This window comes from Streptococcus mitis, assembly GCF_009496205.1.
Taxonomy (GTDB): Bacteria; Bacillota; Bacilli; order Lactobacillales; family Streptococcaceae; genus Streptococcus; species Streptococcus mitis_BN.
This window is the reverse complement of record NZ_WIJO01000033.1, coordinates 1-21600: the sequence shown is the minus strand read 5'-3', so window position 1 is coordinate 21600 and position 21600 is coordinate 1. Positions and strand designations below refer to the sequence as shown.

At 41.9% G+C, this 21600-nt stretch carries 17 protein-coding genes and 1 pseudogene; 2 read left to right on the top strand and 16 right to left on the bottom strand.

Annotation, left to right across the window (positions count from 1 at the left end; translation table 11 throughout):
* Nucleotides 1-174: 174 nt before the first annotated feature.
* From pepC to tgt, 9 genes are all read right to left on the bottom strand, one after another.
* Entirely contained in the window at nt 175-1509 is a 1335-nt protein-coding gene (pepC, locus tag GEZ85_RS06615; RefSeq protein ID WP_153209818.1) for an aminopeptidase C, read from the bottom strand.
* 111 nt (nt 1510-1620) lie between these two features.
* Nucleotides 1621-2343 carry a pseudouridine synthase gene (locus tag GEZ85_RS06610; protein WP_153209819.1) on the bottom strand — a complete coding sequence of 241 codons (723 nt, stop codon included), beginning with the start codon at nt 2341-2343 and terminating at the stop codon, nt 1621-1623.
* Nucleotides 2344-2575: 232 nt separating this feature from the next.
* The gene (locus tag GEZ85_RS06605) at nt 2576-2806 is read right to left on the bottom strand and encodes a GlsB/YeaQ/YmgE family stress response membrane protein (RefSeq protein ID WP_000901572.1); all 231 of its coding nucleotides are present in this window, start codon (nt 2804-2806) and stop codon (nt 2576-2578) included.
* A 9-nt stretch (nt 2807-2815) separates the two neighbouring features.
* On the bottom strand, nt 2816-4057 hold the full coding sequence (locus GEZ85_RS06600) for an aminopeptidase (RefSeq protein WP_153209820.1): 1242 nt from the start codon (nt 4055-4057) through the stop codon (nt 2816-2818).
* 23 nt (nt 4058-4080) lie between these two features.
* Nucleotides 4081-4233, bottom strand: coding sequence for a hypothetical protein (locus GEZ85_RS06595; protein WP_049499548.1), 153 nt, complete (start codon nt 4231-4233; stop codon nt 4081-4083).
* A gap of 23 nt (nt 4234-4256) precedes the next feature.
* Nucleotides 4257-8648: a PolC-type DNA polymerase III gene (locus tag GEZ85_RS06590; RefSeq protein WP_153209821.1), complete on the bottom strand. Its 4392-nt coding sequence runs from the start codon at nt 8646-8648 to the stop codon at nt 4257-4259.
* Between the two features lie 345 nt (nt 8649-8993).
* Nucleotides 8994-10145 carry an N-acetylglucosamine-6-phosphate deacetylase gene (nagA, locus tag GEZ85_RS06585; RefSeq protein ID WP_001134549.1) on the bottom strand — a complete coding sequence of 384 codons (1152 nt, stop codon included), beginning with the start codon at nt 10143-10145 and terminating at the stop codon, nt 8994-8996.
* A 151-nt stretch (nt 10146-10296) separates the two neighbouring features.
* Entirely contained in the window at nt 10297-12114 is a 1818-nt protein-coding gene (locus tag GEZ85_RS06580) for an acyltransferase family protein (protein ID WP_153209822.1), read from the bottom strand.
* A 100-nt stretch (nt 12115-12214) separates the two neighbouring features.
* Nucleotides 12215-13357, bottom strand: coding sequence for a tRNA guanosine(34) transglycosylase Tgt (tgt, locus tag GEZ85_RS06575; RefSeq protein ID WP_001285237.1), 1143 nt, complete (start codon nt 13355-13357; stop codon nt 12215-12217).
* A gap of 116 nt (nt 13358-13473) precedes the next feature.
* Between tgt and GEZ85_RS06570 the strand changes: the two genes are divergently transcribed.
* Nucleotides 13474-14331 carry a DUF975 family protein gene (locus GEZ85_RS06570; protein WP_153209823.1) on the top strand — a complete coding sequence of 286 codons (858 nt, stop codon included), beginning with the start codon at nt 13474-13476 and terminating at the stop codon, nt 14329-14331.
* A 25-nt stretch (nt 14332-14356) separates the two neighbouring features.
* Here GEZ85_RS06570 and pcp read toward each other — a convergent pair whose 3' ends face one another.
* The 7 genes from pcp to thrC all read right to left on the bottom strand — a co-directional run bounded on the left by pcp (nt 14357) and on the right by thrC (nt 21053).
* On the bottom strand, nt 14357-15001 hold the full coding sequence (gene pcp, locus GEZ85_RS06565; RefSeq protein ID WP_153199942.1) for a pyroglutamyl-peptidase I: 645 nt from the start codon (nt 14999-15001) through the stop codon (nt 14357-14359).
* A gap of 112 nt (nt 15002-15113) precedes the next feature.
* The gene (locus GEZ85_RS06560) at nt 15114-15476 is read right to left on the bottom strand and encodes a DUF1304 domain-containing protein (protein WP_024057670.1); all 363 of its coding nucleotides are present in this window, start codon (nt 15474-15476) and stop codon (nt 15114-15116) included.
* A gap of 10 nt (nt 15477-15486) precedes the next feature.
* The gene (locus GEZ85_RS06555; protein ID WP_194251532.1) at nt 15487-15912 is read right to left on the bottom strand and encodes a MarR family winged helix-turn-helix transcriptional regulator; all 426 of its coding nucleotides are present in this window, start codon (nt 15910-15912) and stop codon (nt 15487-15489) included.
* Between the two features lie 320 nt (nt 15913-16232).
* On the bottom strand, nt 16233-17438 hold the full coding sequence (locus tag GEZ85_RS06550; protein ID WP_153209824.1) for a LysM peptidoglycan-binding domain-containing protein: 1206 nt from the start codon (nt 17436-17438) through the stop codon (nt 16233-16235).
* Between the two features lie 162 nt (nt 17439-17600).
* Nucleotides 17601-18224, bottom strand: coding sequence for an HAD family hydrolase (locus GEZ85_RS06545; protein WP_153209825.1), 624 nt, complete (start codon nt 18222-18224; stop codon nt 17601-17603).
* A gap of 3 nt (nt 18225-18227) precedes the next feature.
* Entirely contained in the window at nt 18228-19508 is a 1281-nt protein-coding gene (locus GEZ85_RS06540; protein ID WP_153209826.1) for an MATE family efflux transporter, read from the bottom strand.
* 60 nt (nt 19509-19568) lie between these two features.
* The gene (thrC, locus tag GEZ85_RS06535; RefSeq protein ID WP_153209827.1) at nt 19569-21053 is read right to left on the bottom strand and encodes a threonine synthase; all 1485 of its coding nucleotides are present in this window, start codon (nt 21051-21053) and stop codon (nt 19569-19571) included.
* 207 nt (nt 21054-21260) lie between these two features.
* On the opposite strand from thrC, the pseudogene GEZ85_RS06530 reads away from it, so the two are divergent.
* Nucleotides 21261-21600: pseudogene (locus GEZ85_RS06530) on the top strand (helix-turn-helix domain-containing protein); the annotation flags it as partial.

Below are 21600 nucleotides of genomic sequence, written 5' to 3'. Positions count from 1 at the left end.
GGTTTTCGGAACTTTGAAAACTTCAAAAAAAGGATTTTTATCGCTCTAAACATCAAAAAAGAAAGGACGAAATTTGTCCTTTCTCGAGCTTAGCTTTTCTTCAACCCACTACAGTTGACAAAGAGCCCTAAAAAGGAATCAGGTTCTAAAATCTGATTCCTTTTTTCTATACTTTTATTCGGCCAAGGCACCCATTGGATCCCATGGTGCGAGTACAATTGGTTCTGATTCATAGGCAGCTTGTTCTTCTGCTGTCAGCAATTCCTTACGGACAACGATTTGGTAAGTGTATTCGTCCATCCAAGCGTCTGAGGCAACAAAGTACCCATCGGTACCAACCTTGTCTCCCCATGAGTTTTCAACCTTCCACTTGGTTGACTTCCCATTTTCATCCAAATCAACACCTGTCAAGACCATGGCGTGGGTCATCAAACTTTCGCTGTAATCCAAACGTCCAGCCTTGTCTTGAGTGAGTTTAATGTCCATGCTTGATTCAAAGTCATAAACATCTGTCGCAAGGATTCCAGCCTTACGGTTGCTGAGCTGGCCGACATCAGAACCAAACCAAACAGTCTCACCTGCTTGCATTTGGGCAATCGCTAATTCTTTCAAGCGTTCCATCGGTACATTGATGTAACGAACCGCACGGCTACCAACCACATTCCCCAACATCTCAACTGTGTAAGATTTGCCGTAAGGCTTGTCAGCAGTTGGGGCATTGATAACAGAAACATAGTCCTCTAGAGGAAGATTGACATATTTCTTGTAAAACTCTTGTGGTGTGATGCCCTTTTCGCTTTGGTAGTTGTTATCCTTATCGCGATAAGCAAAGTCAAATTTACGTGGTGGAAGGCCTAGGGACATAGCAAGGAAATTAAAGATTTCTTGCAAGAGGTCTTCTTTCTTATCTTGAACAGTCGCGTGGTCTGCGCCAGAAGCGAGCAAGTCACGCAAGATTTGAGCATCTTGGCGAAGCAATTTGTTAAGGACTGCATTTAGCTCACGACTGCTACTAGATGAAACAGACTCAGGGTAAACTGACTTAGGCACGACACCGTATTTCTCAAAGAGAGAAACGACCATATCCCACTGACCACCGTCTTGTTGTGGTGTTTGAAGTAGGAATTTAACCTTACGGCTCGTCAATTCTTGGTCTGCAGTCGCAATGACTTGCTCCAAGAACCAGTTTGATTTCTCATACTTGTCCCAGAAGAAAGTGTGGGCCTGTGACAATTCAAAGTTTTCAAGTTTGTATTGAGAGATAAGTTTGTGGCGGAAGGTGTTGAGAGCCGCAAACATCCAGCAACGACCAGACGCTTTCTGGTTAGTTACCTTGTCCTTGGTCAAATCCAATGAGAAAACAGGTGTATTGTCCACATGGCTTTGGCGACGCTCAAGGGCTGCAAAAATTCCGTTGTGACTAACAGCATTTTCAATCGCTTGGTATTTTACATTTGCTTCATAGTTGGCAAATAATTTATCAGTAAATGATTCTTGAATAGCGTTCATAGATTCCTCCTTTTATTCTACAGTCTATTATAACTCTTTTCACAAAGGAAGCAACTGAAAAACATAAAAGGCAAGGACATTCTTCCTCACCTTTTTCAAATATAAACTAAATTAAACAATACCAGCACGGAGAACTTCTAATTCTTCTTTGGTCAAGCGACGCCATTCTCCTCTTTGTAAGTTATCATCTAACATCAGAGTTCCCATAGTCAAACGCTGTAGGTCTACTACTTCCTTACCACAGTATGCCACCATACGCTTGACCTGATGGAACTTCCCTTCTGCAATAGTCACACGGATTTGGCTTTGATTCTTTTCTGTATCTATAGACACAAGCTCCAGTTTAGCGGGCTGACAAGTAAAGTCTTTAAGAGGAATTCCCTTGGCAAATATATCCACATCTTCTTGGGTCATGATTCCCTTGACGTGGGCCAGATAGGTCTTATCCACATGACGCTTGGGTGAAAGAAGAGCATGGGCAAGCTGGCCATCATTGGTCAAGAGTAGAAGACCATGTGTATCAATATCCAAGCGTCCTACTGGGAAAACTTCCTTGCTCCGAGCAATATCATCCAACAAGTCCAGAACGGTTCTGTGTTTGGGATCCTCAGTCGCTGAAATAACCCCTTTGGGCTTGTTCATCATGTAGTAGACAAACTCTTCATACTCCAGTACTTGCCCATCAAAGTGAATCTCATCTCTTTCTTCATCAATCTGCAATTTAGCTGATTTTTCTTTTTTACCATTTACAGTCACGCGCCCAGCCTTGAGCAAGTTTTTGACCTCAGTCCGACTCCCCACAGCGCAGGCCACTAAAAATTTATCTAATCTCATAGAACTATTATATCATACCCAAAAGGAGGCTGGTACAATGACCAACCTCCTTTTCGTTTCATACTCTTCAAAAATCTCTTCAAACCGCGTCAACGTCCATCTGCAACCTCAAAACAGTGTTTTGAGCTGACTTCGTCAGTTCTATCTACAACCGCAAAGCAGTGCTTTGAGCAGCCTGTGGCTAGTTTCCTAGTTTGCTCTTTGATTTTCATTGAGTATCAGATTTAAGAAATTAACTTCCTCGTCTCCAGAAAATCGCTAAGACAATCATGGAACCTAGTACTGCCGGAATAATGGCAGTTCCTGCTATTATCGGCCCCCAAGTCCCAAAAAGCAAATGGCCTATAAAGGCACCAATCCATCCGAGAAACATTTTTCCAAAACATCCCATTCGCTCTCCACGATTGGTCAGAGTACCTGCTAAAAATCCCACTAGGAGACCAACGAACATACTTCCTAACATATTATCTCCTTAATTTGCCCAATCTCCGTTACGGAAGAGTGGTACACGTGTCCCATCCTCACGGATACCATCGATATCCATTTGACTAGACCCAATCATAAAGTCTACGTGAACATCTGAACGGTTAAGTCCCGCAGCTTCAAGCTCTTCTTCAGTCATTTCTGCACCACCAACGACGCTAGTCGCATAGGCTGCACCAATAGCCAGGTGATTTGAAGCATTTTCATCGAAAAGAGTGTTAAAGAAGGTAATACCTGACTGAGAAATTGGACTTGGATCTGGTACCAAGGCACATTCACCCAAGGCACGCGCGCCAGCATTTTCATAGACAAGGTCTTTCATGACCTGGTCACCCTTCTCAGCAGTGATATCTACGATTTGTCCATCCTTGAAGGTTACTTTAATGCCTTCGATGATATTTCCGTTGTAGCTAAGTGGTTTTGTAGAGGTTACATAACCATCTGCACGACGGAAGTCAGGCGCTGTGAAAACTTCCTCTGTCGGCATATTTGGCAAGAAGCCTTCACCCTGTGCATTGATAGCACCAGCTGATTCCCAAACGTGGTTCTTCGGCAAGCCAAGTGTCAAATCTGTCCCTGGAGCTGTGTAGTGAAGGGCTGAAAATTGCTCTTTATTAAGCATATCTGCCTTGCTCTTGAGGATAGCAGCGTGTTCTTCCCAGGCCTTAACAGGATCTGCTTCGTAGACACGGCAAGTTTTGAAGATTTGGTCCCAAAGGAGATCAACTGCTTCTTCGTCGCTCGCAGCATTTGGAAAGACTTTTTTAGCCCACTCAAGTCCAGCAGCAGCTGCCACAGTCCAGCTGACTTTATTGGATTGCGTTGCGATACGCATTGGCTTCATAGCGAGTCCCATCGCTTTAGCAGAAGCTGACAACTTGTCAGCATCCACACCGTTCAAGGCACCTGGATCAGATGAACGAACCCCTAGACGGCTAGCCTTGTTTTTCAAGAGATAGTTCATCTCAGCAATCTTGTATTCTGGTACATTATCCAGACGCTCCATCGGTGCGTGGAGGAATTTCTCACGGTTGATGACATCATCTGTCCACTGAACGATAACCTCATGTGCACCCAAGGCATAAGCTTCTTTGACGATTAAGTGAGCTAACTCACGTTGCTCCACATCGATAGAGAGAGCCAAAGTGTGACCAGGTTGCACATTAATTCCGTTCGCAACCAATAATTTCGCATATTTTTCTAGATTTTCTTTAAAATTTGGTAAAACCATTCTATTCTTCCTTTTCTTTTTGTTTATTTTTCTTTCAAAGCAGAAAACAATCCTGCTAAAGCAATGGCACCAGACAAGAGTGCTGTTGATAGAAGTATTGTCTGGTCAGCAAGTTCCAATTGATACTCAAACACCTTCTCAGCCGGCCTATCTTCCGCAAAAATTCTTAGTTTCATAAAGATGTTCTCCGTTCTAATTCTTAAAACAACTCATCAAACAAACTGAGCTGGTTATCCTCTGGCATATTGCCCAGAATTCCCATTTCATCCATCTTTTCAACCAAGGTAGATGAGAGGCCACCGCGTTTGCGTAGTTCTGTTTTGGAGAGGAATTCTCCCTCTTCACGCGCTCGTACCAACTGCTTAGCAACGTTCTCTCCCAGACCATCCATTGCTACAAATGGCGGGATGAGAGTATCCCCATCAATGAGGAATTCTGTCGCCTGACTACGATAGAGATCGAGTTTTCCAAACTTGAAACCACGCTCCCACATTTCATTAACAATCTCAAGAGTTGTATAGAGATCGATTTCCACATTAGAAGCTTCATTGTTCTTCCGTTTTTCAGCGATTTCTTCCATTCTTCGCTTAATAGCATCTAAGCCCGCTCCCATAGTCTTGATATCAAATGCCTTGGCACGGATAGAGAAATAAGCACAGTAATAATAAATCGGATGGTGAACCTTGAAGTAGGCCACACGCAAGGCCATCATAACGTAGGCTGCCGCATGGGCCTTAGGGAACATGTACTTAATTTTCCCACAGGATTCGATATACCACTCTGGCACCTTATTAGCCTTCATGGCTTCGATGTAGCCATTGCGTTCCTCTTCGGAAATCTTCAGCCACAAGCCCTTACGCACCCGTTCCATGATGGTAAAGGCCATCTTAGGTTCGAGACCCGCATGCATGAGGTAAACCATGATATCGTCCCGACAACCGATAACAGTTGATAGGTCCGCAATTCCTTGCTTGATCAAATCCTGGGCATTCCCCAACCAGACATCGGTACCGTGGGACAGACCTGAGAGCTGAAGCAACTCTGCAAAAGTCGTCGGATGCGTCTCATCTACCATCCCACGTACAAAGTTGGTTCCAAACTCTGGAATCCCCAGCATACCCGTCGGCGTTCCGATTTGCTCAGGTGTTACCCCTAACACATCCGTCCCAGAAAAAAGGGCCATCACACCTTCGTCATCCATAGGGATTTCATTAGGATCAATCCCAGATAAATCTTGAAGTTTCCGAATCATGGTCGGATCATCATGCCCCAGCACATCGAGTTTGAGGACGTTCTCATCGATATCATGGAAGTTAAAGTGAGTGGTCTGCCATTCAGCCGTCACGTCATCTGCTGGATACTGGACGGGCGTAAAATCATAGACATCCATGTAGTTCGGAATAACGACGATTCCCCCCGGGTGTTGTCCTGTTGTCCGCTTGACACCGGCAGCACCTTGAGCAAGGCGTTCCACCTCTGCATCACGATAAAACTTCCCGTAGTCTCTCTCGTAGCCCTTTACAAATCCATAGGCAGTCTTAGCAGCTACCGTACCAACCGTTCCCGCACGGAAGGCATATTCCTCACCAAAGATATCACGCACATCCAAGTGGGCGCTAGGCTGATCTTCTCCCGAGAAGTTCAAGTCAATATCGGGAACTTTGTCCCCATCAAAACCGAGGAAGGTCTCAAACGGAATATCTTGCCCATTTTTGCTGAGTTTGTGTCCACAGTTTGGACAGTCCTTATTAGGCATATCAAAACCTGAACCATAAGAACCATCGGTGATAAATTCGCTGTATTGACACTGACCACAGACATAGTGAGGAGAGAGAGGATTGACCTCTGTAATCCCAATCATAGTCGCAACGAAACTAGATCCTACAGACCCACGAGAACCAACCAAGTAACCCCGTTCATTGGAACGTTGAACCAGCATCTGCGATGCCAGATAAATCACAGCAAATCCATTCCCCAGAATAGAGGTTAGTTCTTTTTCAATCCGCAAATCGACAATATCTGGCAGCGGATTTCCATAAATCTCAAAAGCTTTCTTATAGGTCAGCTCGGCAACTGTTTCTTCAGCCTTGTCGATGAAAGGCGTATACAAGTCACCCTTAACAACCTCAACAGGTTCAAAGATATCTGCCAAGGCATTGGTGTTTTCAATAACCAGTTTACGTGCCAGTTCCTCTCCCAAGAAGGCAAATTCATCCAACATCTCATTAGTCGTTCTAAAATGAGCCTTTGGAAGTGGTGCTGGTTGGGCATGTTCACCATGACCGATGGTTCGGTTAATCATAGCTCCCTGTCCCAAACTACGGACGATAATTTCACGGTAAATCTCTTCTTCCGGTTCGATATAATGGACATTTCCCGTAGCCAGAACAGGCTTGCCAAGACGGTCCCCGACCTCTATCAAACTCTTGATAATAGTCTGGAGCTCCTCCATATCCTTAACCTGCTCCTTAGCAATCAAGGGAGCATAGATAGCTGGTGGCATGACCTCGATAAAGTCATAATACTTGGCCACCTCAACCGCCGCATCTACACCTTGGGAAACAACTGCGTCAAAAACTTCACCCTCGGAGCAAGCCGATCCCAAAATCAAACCCTCTCGATGGGTATCTAGAACCGTTCTCGGAATCCGTGGCACTCCTTCAAAGTACTTGGTATTAGACAACGAAACCAGCTTAAAGATATTTTTTAGCCCTACTTGATTCTTGACATAAATTGTCGCATGTTTAATCCGAGCTTTTTTATAAGAATCTGGGCTAATCAAATCAATGTTGAGTCTAGCTAAATCGGTCACACCATGTTTTTCTGCCACCTCTTTGATAAAGATGAAGAGCAGACGACCAGTAGCTTCCGCATCGTAGTTGGCCATGTGGTGATGTTCTAAGGCCACACCAAAACGCTTGGTCAAAGGTCCCAAACCATGACGTTTATACTCAGGATAGAGGTTTCTAGCAAACTCCAGCGTATCAATAACTGGCTGAGTAATCTTTGGCAGACCATGACGCTCATAGTTGGCATTCATAAAGCCAACGTCAAAGGTCGCATTGTGGGCAACTAGGACCGTATCCTTGCAAAATTCTTGGAATTCTTTCAAAACTTGTTCTAGTGGTTTGGTATTTTTGACATGGTCATCTGTAATTCCAGTCAACTCAGTCGTAAAAGCTGACAAGGGATGTCCAGGATTGATAAATTCATCAAATTCAGCAATGACATTCCCCTTGTACATCTTAGAAGCCGCAACCTGAATCAAGTCATTATAAATAGCTGAAAGTCCCGTTGTTTCCACGTCAAAGACCACATAGGTCGCTTCTGACAAGTCCATCTCTACTTCGTTATAGACGATAGGAACACGGTCCTCCACGATATTGGCTTCCATACCATAGATCAGCTGGATTCCCGCTTTCTTAGCCGCCTTATAACCGTGTGGGAAGGACTGAACATTTCCATGGTCCGTGATGGCAACCGCCTTGTGTCCCCACTTAGCAGCTGTCGCAACGATCTCTTCTACCTCGGGTAGTGCATCCATGGTCGACATGTTAGTATGAGCATGAAACTCAACCCGACGCTCACCTTCTGGCATCAAGTCCTTCCGCTCATAGTGAACAACTTCCTGCACGTCTTGCACGTTCATAGTCAAATCACGTGTGAAGTTATTCATCTCCACATTCCCACGAACTCGGAGCCAAGAGTTTTTCTTGATTAAATCAAACTTCTGAGCCTCTTCCTCGTTCTTAACCCACTTTTGCATCGAAAAACTTGAAGTGTAGTCCGTCATTTTAAAGTTGATCAAAACACGCCCTGTTCTGGTCACTTTTTGCTCCACATCAAAAACAACCCCTTCAAAGACCAAACGATTTTCCTCCGTCGTCACTTCGATCATAGGAGTAATCTCCACCTTGTCCAACTTTGGTTTAGGTGTAGCTTTTTTAGCTTGAAAATCAAAGGATGGTTTCTCTTCCGCTGGAGGAGGTGCCATCTGTTCTAGTTGTTCCATAGCACGGAGCGCTTCCTCGTTAGCAGCTTGAACAATCTGCTCATTTTCAGCATGAAAGGCCTCTTCCTGCTCTTGTGTCAGGACATCATTCTTCTCTACTTGACAATTAAAAGCTGGAAAACCAAACTTTTCAAGTTGTTTCGCTAAATTAGGAAGGTGATTTTTCTTAAAATGCTCCTTATCAATCGCCTCAGATCCTTCAATAAATAGCTGATTGCCCTCCGCACGAACTCGCAAATTCTGATAAAGGGACTTAAAACCTTGGCTAGCACATGGCCCTTCAGAAAAAGCCTCTCTATAGTAGGACTGCAAGAGTTGATTTGAAAATTCTTGAGACAGAGCCTTGATTTCGAAAATAGCTTTATTGCCTGTCTTAGAAAATTCTTCGCTCAAACCTTTCTTTAATTCTAAAAAGATTTCAATCGGTAAAATATTAGAAAATACGAAATGAAACTCCCACACCCTACTAATTTTATGAACCACAACTCGCTCAATATCAGCCTGTAATAAAGCAGGATCCTGTCTCATTTCAGTAGGTATCCCCAATTGATTCATCAAAATTTCAAAACTATTTGACATTCATTTTCCTCACATTATTCTCCTACTATTTTACCATATTTAGAGGTATTTTCTAAAGACAAAAGGAAGCCACTTCAAGACAACAAAGAATTTTCTTATTTATATTTTTACTACTCATTTAAGGAGATTTACTTATAGAAAAATAATGAGTTTAAGGAAATTAAAAGACTTTCATAACAGTACTCCCAAAAAAGTTAGATAAATAATTTATCCAGAGAATGTAGCTCTATTTTACACATAACGAAAACACCCCGAAAGTTAGGCGGAAAAAATCTAACTTTTGGAGTGCAGTTTACCCTTTATAAAATCTGAAAAGAAATCAGTCACTAACTTCTGCTTTCTCTCTTATGCTTGATAACGTTTCACACCATCTAGATAGGTTGCTACCAATTCCAAATCTTTATCTAATACGATAAAGTCTGCGTCGTAGCCTTCACGGATTTGACCACAGACATCATCAATGTGAACAGATTTAGCTGGGTTAAGGCTAGCCATCATGACCGCTTCGTGTGGATTTGCAATACCCCACTCGACTACATTTCTCATACCATCTTTAAGTTTGAGGATAGAACCTGCCAAATTACCAGTAGATTTGAGACGTGCAGTTCCATTTGCTACTACAACAGGGAATTCTCCCAACATATAGTCACCGTCTTCAAGCCCACCAGCTGTCATACAGTCCGTAATAAGAGCGATGTTTTCTGTCCCCTTTTGCTTAAGTAAAATCTCACAAGCTTTTGGATCTACGTGATAACCATCACAAATCAATTCTGCGTAAGTATGTGGGAGCTCATACATAGCTCCTACCATACCGAGTTCGCGGTGTGTTAAACCACGCATCCCATTATAGGCATGTACCCAAACACTAGCTCCAGCATCGACTGCCTTCTTAGCTTGTTCAAATGTCGCATCTGAGTGTCCAAGTGCAACTGTCACACCTTCACCTGTAATAGTACGTACAAAATCTTCCACCCCATCACGTTCTGGTGCAATAGCGATTTTATTTAGCATCCCTTTTGCAGCATCCTGCCAAGAATGAAACTCCTCAACACCCGGGTCTCTCATATAAGTTGGATTTTGTGCCCCCTTAAAAGTTTCTGTGAAATATGGACCTTCATAATAAATTCCACGAATCTTAGCACCTGTTGCTTCTTTATAATGGTTTCCAAGATTTTCAGTGACTGCAAGCAATTGCTCATAAGTGGCTGTTAAAGTTGTGGGCAAGAAACTGGTAACACCGGTACTAAGAAGTCCTTCACTCATAGTATGCAATGTACCTTCAATGTTGTTGTCCATCACATCTACACCTGCATATCCATGAATATGAGTATCCACAAGACCTGGTGCAATGCTATAACCAGTATAGTCAAGAACCTCTGCTCCTTCAGGAATTTGATCCACATGTTTCCCAAATTTGCCATCAACAAGTTCTAAGTACCCACCGCGACGAATGCCAAATGGATAGAAAAACTGATCCGCTTTAACGTAATTAGGCATAATAATGACCTCCTTAAAAGATTACTTTTGATATTTATTATGTCAATTACATTATAAACCTTTCTGATTCATTTGTAAATGGTATAGACCTATTTTCTAGAGATATTTTAAAAGAGCTGGATTTCTCCAACTCTTCTCTTTTTAATACAAGTTATTTTGATTTGACTGGTTTGTCTTGAGCTGTTTGCAAGGCTGTAGCAATGGTATCTGCATACAATTTTGCTCCTGCTTCAATTTTGCTATTGTCACTTCCAAAATGGACTTGGTCTGTTCCAGTCCAAATTTCTGGATGTTCCTTAGCAACTTGATTCCAATCAGCAACTGTGATATAAGGTGTCTTCTCTGCCAATTCTCTCATATAAGCAGCAGCCTTCTCAACGATTGCATAGGTCTCTTTTGTTTTATCTCCTTCATAAGGTGTCACCAAAATCATATGGTGGCCCTTAGGAAGATTTTTTACGATACTATCCCAATCTTCCTTGTAATTTTCAGGATTATTTACCCCAGTCGCAATGACCACCATCTTAGGTAAAAATTTATTCTGGCTATTATTTAGCATGATTTCATTGGCAGTCTTAGTTGTTCTGCTAACTTGTGCATTAATCTGTGCTCCAGGAAGAGCTGTCTGCAAAGCTGTATTTGCCCTTAGAGCCACCGAATCACCAATTAACATAGTACCATCAGCAATTCCTAAACTATCAGCTTCTGCTCGTTCTGCCATCACCTTGGTCTGGCTAATATTTGTTGCAGCTTGCTTCAAGCCATTGACAGTTAAATCTGTCTCAAACGCTCCCACTTGTGGTGCCAACAAAGTTACTAAGAGGACAATGAAGGCCAAGATTCCTGTACTTGCTGCAAGGATTGTTTGAATATAAGGCAGGGGACGAAGAGTTTGTAAAATAGGTGTGCTCTTTCCTGCAATCCAAGGTTCCAATACATAAAATGAAAGACTGGCAAATCCATAAGAACAAATCAAAGTCAGTAACACAGCAAAAAGATTTGATGTCAACTGTGAGAAAATGATATAAAAAGGCCAATGGAAGAGATAAACTGCATAGCTAGTATCTGCTAAAAAGCTGATAATCTTTGGCTCCTGCACGTTAGGAGTCTTTTCATGTAAGACACGCGCCGCCAGAATCATAGCAATGGCTGCAAGACTGGCAAGCAAGAAGCCCATAAGATAGGCAAAGAGATAGGTAAATTTGACAAAGAAGGTCAAAATGAGTAAAAAGCCAAAACCTCCCCCAAAAACTAAAAGGGTCTTGCTTAAATCCCAGATTTTATCCAATTGCTTAACTAGGGAAGTCGTCTGACGAACGCCTACAATCGTTGCTAAGATACTTCCCAAAAAGAATGGATAGACATGAGTTAAACTGGAGAAATAAACAGATGAATAAGAGGTTACTAGAAAACTACCAATAAACATGGAGAAGAAACTAATCAAGAAGGCAACAGCAGATAGGAGAAAGACCATCCCTCTCAACTGACCATTTGATTTCGACTGCTTAGATAAGAACCAAACTGCCAATCCCCAAAGAATATAGTAGTGCACCTCAACAGCCAAGCTCCAATTATGGACAAACAAATGAGGAATGAACTGAGATTCATAACTCCCACCTGTTAGGAGCTCATAGAAGTTAGTCATAAAACCTAAGACACCCGCAATCTGACCCCCAATTCCAGCCACATAATCTTGGCGAACCAAAAAAGTAAAAGGCATGGTCACCAAGACCATCAAAACCACAGGTGGCACAATCCGATAAAAACGTCTCCTAAAAAATCCAATCAAGTCAATCTCATGATTTTTAGAAAATTCTTCGATGAGTAGGGCCGTAATCAAGAAGCCTGAAAATGTGAAAAAGACATCTACCCCGAAAAATCCTCCAGGAAAGATAGTCTGAAAGAAATGATACAAGAGTACCAGGAGTAAACCTGTAATCCTAATCAAGGAAAACCATTTAATGCGCATACGAGTTTATTCTTCCTTTCGTTATACACTTTATTCTATCAAAAAAAGAAGAAAAATCCCAAGAGAAAACTTAGGATTTTTAGCTTATATCTATTCCATTTTAGAAATTGCGTCCTGACTTATTATAACCATATTTTTCAACAAAATACTCACGGAATTCCAAAAGATTGTCATCCATGATGGCTTGTCGAACTTGCTTCATCAGGTTAAGCAAGAAGTAAAGATTGTGGTAGCTAGTCAAGCGGATACCAAAGGTTTCATCAGCCTTGAGCAGGTGACGAAGATAAGCGCGTGTATAGTTCTTACATGTGTAGCAATCACATTCAGGATCCAGTGGCGTAAAGTCCTCAGCAAACTGAGCATTTTTGACAACCAAACGACCTTGACTGGTCATACAAGTCCCATTACGAGCGATTCGAGTCGGCAAGACACAGTCAAACATATCCACCCCACGAATCACCCCATCAATCAAGCTATCTGGCGCTCCCACCCCCATCAAATAGCGAGGTTTATTTTCAGGCAGCAGTTGAGTTGTAAAGTCCAAGACTGCATTCATCTCTTCGTGGGTTTCTCCCACCGCCAAACCACCGATAGAGTAGCCTGGGAAATCCATGCTAACAAGGTCATGAGCCGATTGGCGACGCAAGTCTTCAAATCCTGCCCCTTGCACAATCCCAAATAATCCTTGGTCATGCGGACGACGATGAGCCTTTAAACCACGCTCAGCCCAACGGCTGGTACGCTCGATTGATTTCTTAACGTAGTCGTATGGTTGATAAAACTGAGGACATTCGTCAAAGGACATCATGATGTCTGAGCCCAGATTGTTCTGAATAGAAATGGCTTTTTCTGGTGATAGGAACATCTTAGAACCATTGAGATGGTTTTTAAAGGTTACCCCTTCTTCTGTGATATTGCGGCTATCTGCTAAGGAATAAACCTGAAAACCACCACTATCTGTCAAAATAGGCTGGTCCCAATTCATGAACTTGTGGAGACCACCTGCGCGTGCGATGAGTTCATCTCCAGGACGAAGCCAGAGATGATAGGTGTTTGACAGGATAATTCCCGAACCCATCTCCTTCAATTCTTCAGGCGACTGAGTTTTGACAGTGGCTTGAGTCCCAACTGGCATAAACATAGGTGTTGGGAAGGTCCCGTGGGGAGTGATGATTTCTCCCAGACGAGCACCCGTGTGTTTCTCTTTCTTAATCAAACGATATTTGATTGGTGAATCTGACATTTTTTACCTCCGAAGCTGGGAAAGACAGTCCCAGTTCATACTCTGTGCCCAAGGGCATACTGTATGATTTTATCAAAAAAAGCAGGAACTGTCACGAACTATGGTATAATGAGAGAATGAAATACCCAAAAATTGATTTAAAAACCATTCGTCTGCAAGCTAGACAATTTCAAGCTGAAAATCCCCGCCTCTTTCTCGTCTATCTCTTACCTAGCATGCTGGTCATCTTATCTGGCTTTCTCAATCCCTTAGAGCGTATCAACGAGGCTATTTTAGAACAATCCTTTTTAAGCGTGTTTGGCCATGTATTCCAAGCCTACCTCTTTCCACTATTAGTCTCCTTTATCGGGACAATACTTCTAACCAGTTCAGTCTATACAACCCTGAAACTCATCAAAAATCCTGATACAGAACTATCTGTCAAAAATAGTCTTACTCTCTTTAACGAAGCGCACTTTTCACAAACCTTTTTGACTCTTCTCCTCAAACGTTTCTACCTCTTCTTATGGAGCATTCCTAGTTTGCTTGGAATTTACTTCCTTTTTTACAGTAGCTTTTTAGCAAAGAAATTCGTAGGTCTTCATCCTGAATTTCCTAATCTGGATCTCACGTCAATTGAAACCGAGCACTTCCTCATGATCTTTGGTCTTTACTTTCTAGCAAGTATCCTCTTGATGATTGTCGGAAATAGTCTCTATATTCCACAATACTATGCCTATTCACAGGTAGAATTTCTCCTCTGTGACACCCTAGACTTAGGACAAGCCAAACCAGGACAAATCCTTAAAACCAGCCGTTTCTTAATGAAAGGTTACAAATTTCAGCGCTTTGTCCTAGACTTACAACTCCTTCCTTGGTATTTCCTCAATTGGATTACCTTTGGGATTGCTAGTTTCTCACTCCTACCCTACATTCAAATCAATAAAATGATTTTTTACCGAGCAGTATTGGCTCGAAAACGTCCAAAAGCTTGAAGGTTTTCCCTCAAGCTTTTTTCTATCAATGAGTTTCTCCGCCTACCAACTTGAGATCCTGATCTCCATGTTCTATAATAGCCCCGATTGCTGCTTCTATCCCTCGCATAATGTCCACTAAACTCATAGCTGGAGCGGTCGGTCGATTCACCACCTGTTCCATCATATAAGGAATATGCATAAACCCTGCCCTAACATGTGGAAATTTCTTTTCTACCAAATAGAGGACTTGATACATCAAATGATTGCAGACAAAAGTCCCTGCAGTATTGGAAACAGAGGCCGGCAATCCCTCTTTTTTTATAGCTTGAACCATCGCTTTAATCGGCAGACTACTAAAGTAGGCCGGAGCACCGTCTGGGCGAATGGGAAGGTCAATCGGTTGATTACCCTCATTATCAGGAATGCGTGCATCATCTTGGTTAATGGCCACTCGTTCAGGCGTCAAGCTAGTTCTTCCACCAGCTTGACCGATACAAAGGACAAAGTCCGGTTGATAGTGGTTCATCTCTTCTTCCAATACTTGAGCCGATTTGTGAAAGACTGTTGGCACTTCTAACCAACGGACCTCAGCACCATGGATTTCAGCTGGTAAACCTTTAATGGCCTCCAAAGCTGGATTGACCTTTTCCCCTCCAAAGGGCTCAAAACCTGTCACTAATACTTTCATTTCTAACTCCTCAAAACCAATTTAATGAAACTATTTTCTTAAAGACAAGTATAACATATTTCCCTTATTCTGGAGTGAAAAGGACTAGCGAGACTAGAACCGACTTTTAAATTTATTTAAAGAGGAAAATACTAATCAAGGCCAAAATAGCTGGTCCACCCTGCTTTAAAATAATTTTCTTATCTGCTGTGAGAGAGCCATAAGCCGCAGCACCTATCACAAATAAAACAAAAATAGTCACAATTTCTAAATTCTGTGAGAAATAAATTCCATACAAGAGAAAGACTCCTAGCAAAGCATTATAAATCCCTTGATTTTTAAACAATGAACTTACTGACGGACGAGCCAGTTCTTCCTTGTCCATGTTAAAGACACGACTAGTCGCATCTGATTGCGTTGCAATACTTTCCAAATAAAAAATGTAAAAATGCTCCAAAGCAACAATCGTTGCTAAAATGATTGTAATAATTGACATCTACTTCTCCTTAAATTTCTATATTCTCAATACCCAAAACCAATTTGTTTACTAAACGGCTGAGTTCTGTTTTTTCAGATTCTGTTAAGATACTTTCCATCTCTTGCTTAATCTTGATATGTTGCCGAGGGGGATTCACCACTAACTGCTCCTTGGCATACTTCGTAGCCTCTACCAACACTTCCCGCTGATTTTCAGGATTACGATGACGCTCCACCAAACCTTCCTTTTCCAGAATTTTGAAATGTCGGGTCAAAGCAGCCTGATCAATCTTCAAACGCTCCTGAACCGCTATTTGATTACAAGGGGAATGCTTCAGCAAAAATAATAAAATCTGATACCGTGTCAAACTAATCTCAAGTCTTTTTTCAAACAATTGCGTACTCGCTTGCTCAGACAAGCGGAGTTGATAAAGCAGATCTTGAATCTCTATCATTTCTTTTCTCTTTTCGATTGATTTATCAATAATTGACTAATCAAGTATAATATAAATTAAAATAGATTGCAAGAACTATGCTTGGATTATTACAAAATACTAACTTCCATTTTCCATTCAAATTGATACTCAATGAAAATCAAAGAGCAAACTAGGAAGCTAGCCGTAGGTTGCTCAAAGCACAGCTTTGAGGTTGCAGATAAAACTGATGTGGTTTAAAGAGATTTTCGAAGAGTATGACAAAGAAAAAAACGAACGAGAATCGCTCTCTATCACGAAAGCTAGATATCATTCGTAAACATTATATTATCAAATCTGATTTATCCATTCATTGAAACGTGAACATGGTCATGGTGGTTTTCTGTCACACTACCACGGTCTGGCATTGGGTTCCAAGTATTAGCTGGTCCATATTTGCTATCGAATGGAGCATAGAAACGTTGTTTCCAAATAATGTAACTAATTCCACGACTAGCCATATTTTTGATTGCATATTCCGCAATCTTATCCCCTAATTCTGAGCTTTCTGGTACCATAAAGTCGATAGCCAAACCTTTTCCGTGATCTCCACTGTCTCCTGGACGGTAACCACTAAAGGATGTGATGCCAAACAAGTTAGCAATTTCTTCTTTAAAGGCAGCTGTTTGTGGTTGAAGGCCTGCATTTTCAGATTTCGCTACCGCAAGTCCAGCATAATCGGGCGCTGCTGGAGCCGCGTAAGTTGTTGAAACTGTTTTCGCCTCTTTTGGTTGATAAGTAGAAACTGCTGCTGTAGCTTCACTTGATGATGCTACTTCTTTTGCTTCTTCTGAACTTGTTGTAGTTGTTTCGGTTGCTTTTTCTTCAACTGGTGTTGCAGTTGCTTCCACTGCTGATTCAGCTTGAATGCTTGCTTGTGTTTCCTGCTTCTCAGCTGGACTCGTTGCCTGAGGAGCTGCTTCTGCAACTGCATTGCTTGTCTCGGCTGTTTGCTCCTCTGAAGCAGAAGTTCCTGTAGATGGCGCGACTTCTTCTGAAGTAGTCACTGTCTCTGTAACTTCTGAACTTGTTGCTACTTCTTTTGTACTTGTAGTTTCTACCGCTTTTGGAGCTTCTGCAATTAGTTGAGAAAGATCTGCAACTTGAACAGTTTGATCATCAACGGTCACTTGATTGGTTGTCAAATCTGCTGTCGCAGTTGTCACTTCTTCACTAGAATCTGCTTGAGGTGTTTGGATTTCAACTTCCGTTACTTCTTCTGCTTCATTGACGGTCGTTGTCAAAACAGTTTCTGGGAAAATCAAGTCCATATTCGTGATTTTATTCAAATTCGCAAGAACTGTGACATCTACACCCAAGGCTTCTGCAATAGTGCTCAAGGTATCACCATACTGAACAGTATAACTTGTTTTGTTGTCCGTTTTAGTCAAATCGTTTTGGATTTGCTCAACACTACGTGCAGTCCAAAGAACTTCTTCTGCTTGAGTTGCCAATACTGGGGCAAATGACAAGGCTACCGTTGAGGCTAATAATATTCTTTTCTTCATTCTTTCATATTCCTTTCAAATGAGTACCTGTCTATCATAACACAAAAAAAGCAGAAAAAAAGCCCTCTCAGGCCTATTTAACAGAACTGTCTATTCCTTGTAACAAACTCGGTTACTTGAAATAGTTTGTTAGGTCTCTGTCACAAAACTGAAACAATCTTTTTATCGCACAGTCTCAAAAATATGGGAAATATCTGCTAATGCTTGAATCCTGTGATTTCCTTCATAAGTTGACTCTAAAAAGTTAATACTTTGAATCCCACTATTCTGGGCAAATTCCACATCCAGAGTCCGATCCCCTATATAATAAGTATTATCATGATTCAACTGATACTTGTCTATCAGATAGTTAGCCGCTTCTGGACTTGGCTTCCGCGCAAAGCCACTCTGACTGGTTAAAATCTCCGTAAAATAGGACTCCAAACCCAAGTCTCTGAGAATTGTAAGAGCATTGTCTCCCTTATGAGTGTAAACAAACTGCTGAATTCCTGCTTGGTCTGCCCAAGCTAGCATCTCACGCGCACCTGGCATCAAAACTACCTGAGCATTCTTCTCAGCCAAACTCTGGGCACGCACCTGATTTAGCATTTCCACATCCAGCTTTCTCTCTTCTGCCACCTGCACAAGTAAATCCTGCACAGAAAACTTGAGAATAAACTCCCTCACCTGCTCCTTATCATAAGGAATAGAAAACTGAGCAAAAGTTTCCTCAATTCCTGATAAAATCGCTTCGTAAGAATCCAATAAAGTCCCATCTAAATCCCAAATAAAAGCTGTTTTTTGCATTTCCTATCCTTTCAAGCTCATATAACGCTGGTAACGGTAACGTAGAAATAACCAACGAAAACCATTATCCAAAAGGGTTCCGGCCCAAATACCGGGCAAGCCCCAACCAAGCACAATCCCCATCAGATATCCTGTTCCAATGCGGATACACCACATTCCTATACTTGTCGCATAAAAGGGAAGCCGAGCATTGCCCAAACCCTGCCAGACTGCTGTATAGATGACTGTTCCTATCGTCATAGGAGTACCAAGTAGTGAAAAAAGTGTCACTAGCACACTAGCCTCCACCGCTAGAGAATCAGTCGTATAGAGATGAGTTAGTGGTATACCCAAGGCATAGACACTAAGCGTCAAGGGCAACATGAGAAGCAGAGAAAGCCAAAAGGTTTGCTTGCTCAAATTAGCTACTCTTTCCCAATTATCCTCTCCAACTGCTCGAGCTACCAGCATGACCGTTGCAGTAGCGACGCCAAAGGCAGGCATATAGTTAAACTGGGTCAAGACTTCTCCGACTGCATTTCCAGCCACCGCCTCCGTTCCAAAAGAAACAACCAAGGCAATGATCACGACATCTCCAGCCCTCATCATGAGCCTCTCTCCAGCTGCTGGCAACGCTAAGGTCAATAGTTCCTTATCTAAACCAAAAGTCGGTTTCTCAAAAGGCAACTTTAATTGCGACCATAAAATCACAAGACCTACCAAACGAGACAGAATTGTCCCCCAAGCAACACCAGCTATCCCCATATCCAGAACAAAAATAGCTAGACTTGAAAAAAGAATATTCAAGGCATTGGATAAAAAACTAACATAGAGAGGCAGACGTGGATTATGCGTTGCACGAATCAAGGCTCCCAGACTAGTCATTAAACCTAAGAGAACAATCGATCCGCCCACCAAGGATAGGTAGAGTCCACCACTCTCAGCTACATCTCTCTCCGTCCCCAAAAGTCCTATTATCTCTTTCCCAGAGATGATAGACAAAGATCCTAAAAGGAAACTTAATAGTAAGGTAATCTTCAATGCCTCAGTCACATGATAGGCTAGCATAGATTGATCCTTCTGCCCCAAATTTTTTGAAATAACACTGGAAATAGCAGCTCCCAGAGCGATGAAAATCGCCTGATAAATCGTGATAATATTGCCAGCTACTGATACACCCGAAATAGCTATCAAGCCCAAGTGGGCTACCAAGTAACTATCCACCATCCCCATGAGCATCTGCAAAAAGTTTTCGCCCATAGCTGGCAAGGCAATATTAAGAATGTCTTTATTTTTCTTAAACAATCCTTCCTCCTGATGAAAAGAAACTCAGTTGGTTTCCCAACCGAGTTTACTCCCTCTGTCTTAAAGTCCTAGATAAGCCTCAACCGCTGCTTGCATATCAGCAGCTGCCACTGTTGTCTTGTGACGAACAGGAGCTGTTTCAAGCCCGTCAACTGCTGGTGGCACTGCAACTCCTGAAATATCATGTAATTGAGCCAAGGCTTCAAAGTCAGTCAAGCCTACTTTACCTGTTACAGCTTCTACTGCAACCACTGGGAACTTGTATGGACTCGCTGTTGAAGCAATCACTGTCTTAGTCACATCGCCAGTAGCCGCTTGGTATTTCTTATAAACTGCCGAGGCAACCGCCGTATGTGGATCCTCGATATAAGAATCTGCCTCATAAATACGCTTGATTTCTGCTGCCGTTTCTTCCTCAGTCGCATATTCAGCTGCAAAGAGGTCCAAAATCTCTGCATCAAAGTCTGTCAACTCATATTGTCCTTGCTTGTTCAAGGCATTCATGAGTTCAGCTGTTTTAACCGCATCATTACCTAAAAGATGGAAAATCAAACGCTCCAAGTTTGAAGATACCAAAATATCCATAGATGGACTAGTAGTCACTTTAAACTCACGTTTCTTGTCGTAAACACGTGTCTTGAAAAAGTCTGTCAAAACATTGTTGTCATTTGAAGCACAGATTAATTTGCCAACTGGCAAACCAATTTGCTTAGCATAAAAGGCAGCCAAGATATTTCCAAAGTTTCCTGTTGGTACTGTGAAGTTGACCTTTTCACCAGCTACAATCTCACCAGTCTTAACCAACTGAGCGTAGGCATAAACATAATAAACAATCTGTGGTACCAAACGACCAATATTCATAGAGTTAGCTGATGAAAATTGCAACTTGTTGGCAGCCAATTTTTCACGAAGGGCTACATCGTTAAACATATGTTTCACATTCGTTTGCGCATCGTCAAAGTTACCGTCAATGGCGATAACATGAGTATTGTCGCCAGTCTGAGTGGTCATTTGCAACTCTTGCACCTTGCTGACACCATCTTTTGGATAAAAGACGATAATCTCAGTGCCAGGTACATCCGCAAACCCTGCCATAGCAGCTTTCCCAGTATCACCAGATGTGGCTGTCAAGATGACTATTTTGTTCTCCAAACCATGCTTTTTAGCAGCAGTCGTCATAAAGTATGGCAAGATAGACAAGGCCATATCCTTGAAGGCAATCGTTGAACCATGGAACAGTTCCAAGTTGTATTGCCCATTCAGTTTCACCAATGGTGCAATAGCTGGAGTATCAAACTTGCTATCGTAGGCATTGTTGATACAGTAGTCCAACTCCTCAGCTGTAAAGTCATCTAAAAAGGCTGACAAAACTAACTTAGCAACTTCCTGATAAGAAGCATCTTTCAATTTGTCAAAGTCCAAATCTACCTTTGGATAAGTGACTGGTGTAAACAAACCACCATCCGTTGCCAAACCTTGCAAAATTGCTTGGCTAGCAGTTACTGTATTGTTGGCATCACGTGTTGATTGATAAACTAATGTCATTACTCTCTATCCTTTATCTATAGTCTCTTCCATTATATCATGATTTTTCAGAAAATTCTCCCTTTGTAAGAGAAATTATAGTCCCAATTCTTTCTGGTAACTTCTCAAAGTAACTTCCACTTGGCTGGTCAAAGTGGAAATTAGTCTAAAACGGATTTTTATGGTGGAATTAAGTGTAAGACGTTTGAGTTAGAAATGAGGTCTACTATGACAAAAAAGAAACACCTTACACTTTCAGACCGTAATGACATCCAGCTAGGTTTAGAGCGCGGGGAAACATTCAAAGCTATTAGGCAACTTATTCTAAAAGACCCAACTACTGTTTCTAAAGAAGTCAAACGAAATAAATAAATTAGAGACTCTACCTCTAACAACCTTCCTTGTCCTCTACTCGATAAGGATACCTTTGTCTGTAATGGATGCCCTAAAAGAAGACAAAATTGTGGATTTAAAAAAATCTTCTACCTCGCTAAGCAAGCTCAAAAGCAGTACGAACAAACTCTTGTCGAAGCTCGTGAAGGAACTCCCCTCAATTCCAAGACCTTCT

Excerpts from the sequence above, each read along its gene's own strand:
- pepC (WP_153209818.1), bottom strand. The coding sequence starts at position 1,509 with ATGAACGCTATTCAAGAATCATTTACTGATAAATTATTTGCCAACTAT.
- GEZ85_RS06610 (WP_153209819.1), bottom strand. The coding sequence starts at position 2,343 with ATGAGATTAGATAAATTTTTAGTGGCCTGCGCTGTGGGGAGTCGGACT.
- GEZ85_RS06605 (WP_000901572.1), bottom strand. The coding sequence starts at position 2,806 with ATGTTAGGAAGTATGTTCGTTGGTCTCCTAGTGGGATTTTTAGCAGGT.
- GEZ85_RS06600 (WP_153209820.1), bottom strand. The coding sequence starts at position 4,057 with ATGGTTTTACCAAATTTTAAAGAAAATCTAGAAAAATATGCGAAATTA.
- GEZ85_RS06595 (WP_049499548.1), bottom strand. The coding sequence starts at position 4,233 with ATGAAACTAAGAATTTTTGCGGAAGATAGGCCGGCTGAGAAGGTGTTT.
- GEZ85_RS06590 (WP_153209821.1), bottom strand. The coding sequence starts at position 8,648 with ATGTCAAATAGTTTTGAAATTTTGATGAATCAATTGGGGATACCTACT.
- nagA (WP_001134549.1), bottom strand. The coding sequence starts at position 10,145 with ATGCCTAATTACGTTAAAGCGGATCAGTTTTTCTATCCATTTGGCATT.
- GEZ85_RS06580 (WP_153209822.1), bottom strand. The coding sequence starts at position 12,114 with ATGCGCATTAAATGGTTTTCCTTGATTAGGATTACAGGTTTACTCCTG.
- tgt (WP_001285237.1), bottom strand. The coding sequence starts at position 13,357 with ATGTCAGATTCACCAATCAAATATCGTTTGATTAAGAAAGAGAAACAC.
- GEZ85_RS06570 (WP_153209823.1), top strand. The coding sequence starts at position 13,474 with ATGAAATACCCAAAAATTGATTTAAAAACCATTCGTCTGCAAGCTAGA.
- pcp (WP_153199942.1), bottom strand. The coding sequence starts at position 15,001 with ATGAAAGTATTAGTGACAGGTTTTGAGCCCTTTGGAGGGGAAAAGGTC.
- GEZ85_RS06560 (WP_024057670.1), bottom strand. The coding sequence starts at position 15,476 with ATGTCAATTATTACAATCATTTTAGCAACGATTGTTGCTTTGGAGCAT.
- GEZ85_RS06555 (WP_194251532.1), bottom strand. The coding sequence starts at position 15,912 with ATGATAGAGATTCAAGATCTGCTTTATCAACTCCGCTTGTCTGAGCAA.
- GEZ85_RS06550 (WP_153209824.1), bottom strand. The coding sequence starts at position 17,438 with ATGAAGAAAAGAATATTATTAGCCTCAACGGTAGCCTTGTCATTTGCC.
- GEZ85_RS06545 (WP_153209825.1), bottom strand. The coding sequence starts at position 18,224 with ATGCAAAAAACAGCTTTTATTTGGGATTTAGATGGGACTTTATTGGAT.
- thrC (WP_153209827.1), bottom strand. The coding sequence starts at position 21,053 with ATGACATTAGTTTATCAATCAACACGTGATGCCAACAATACAGTAACT.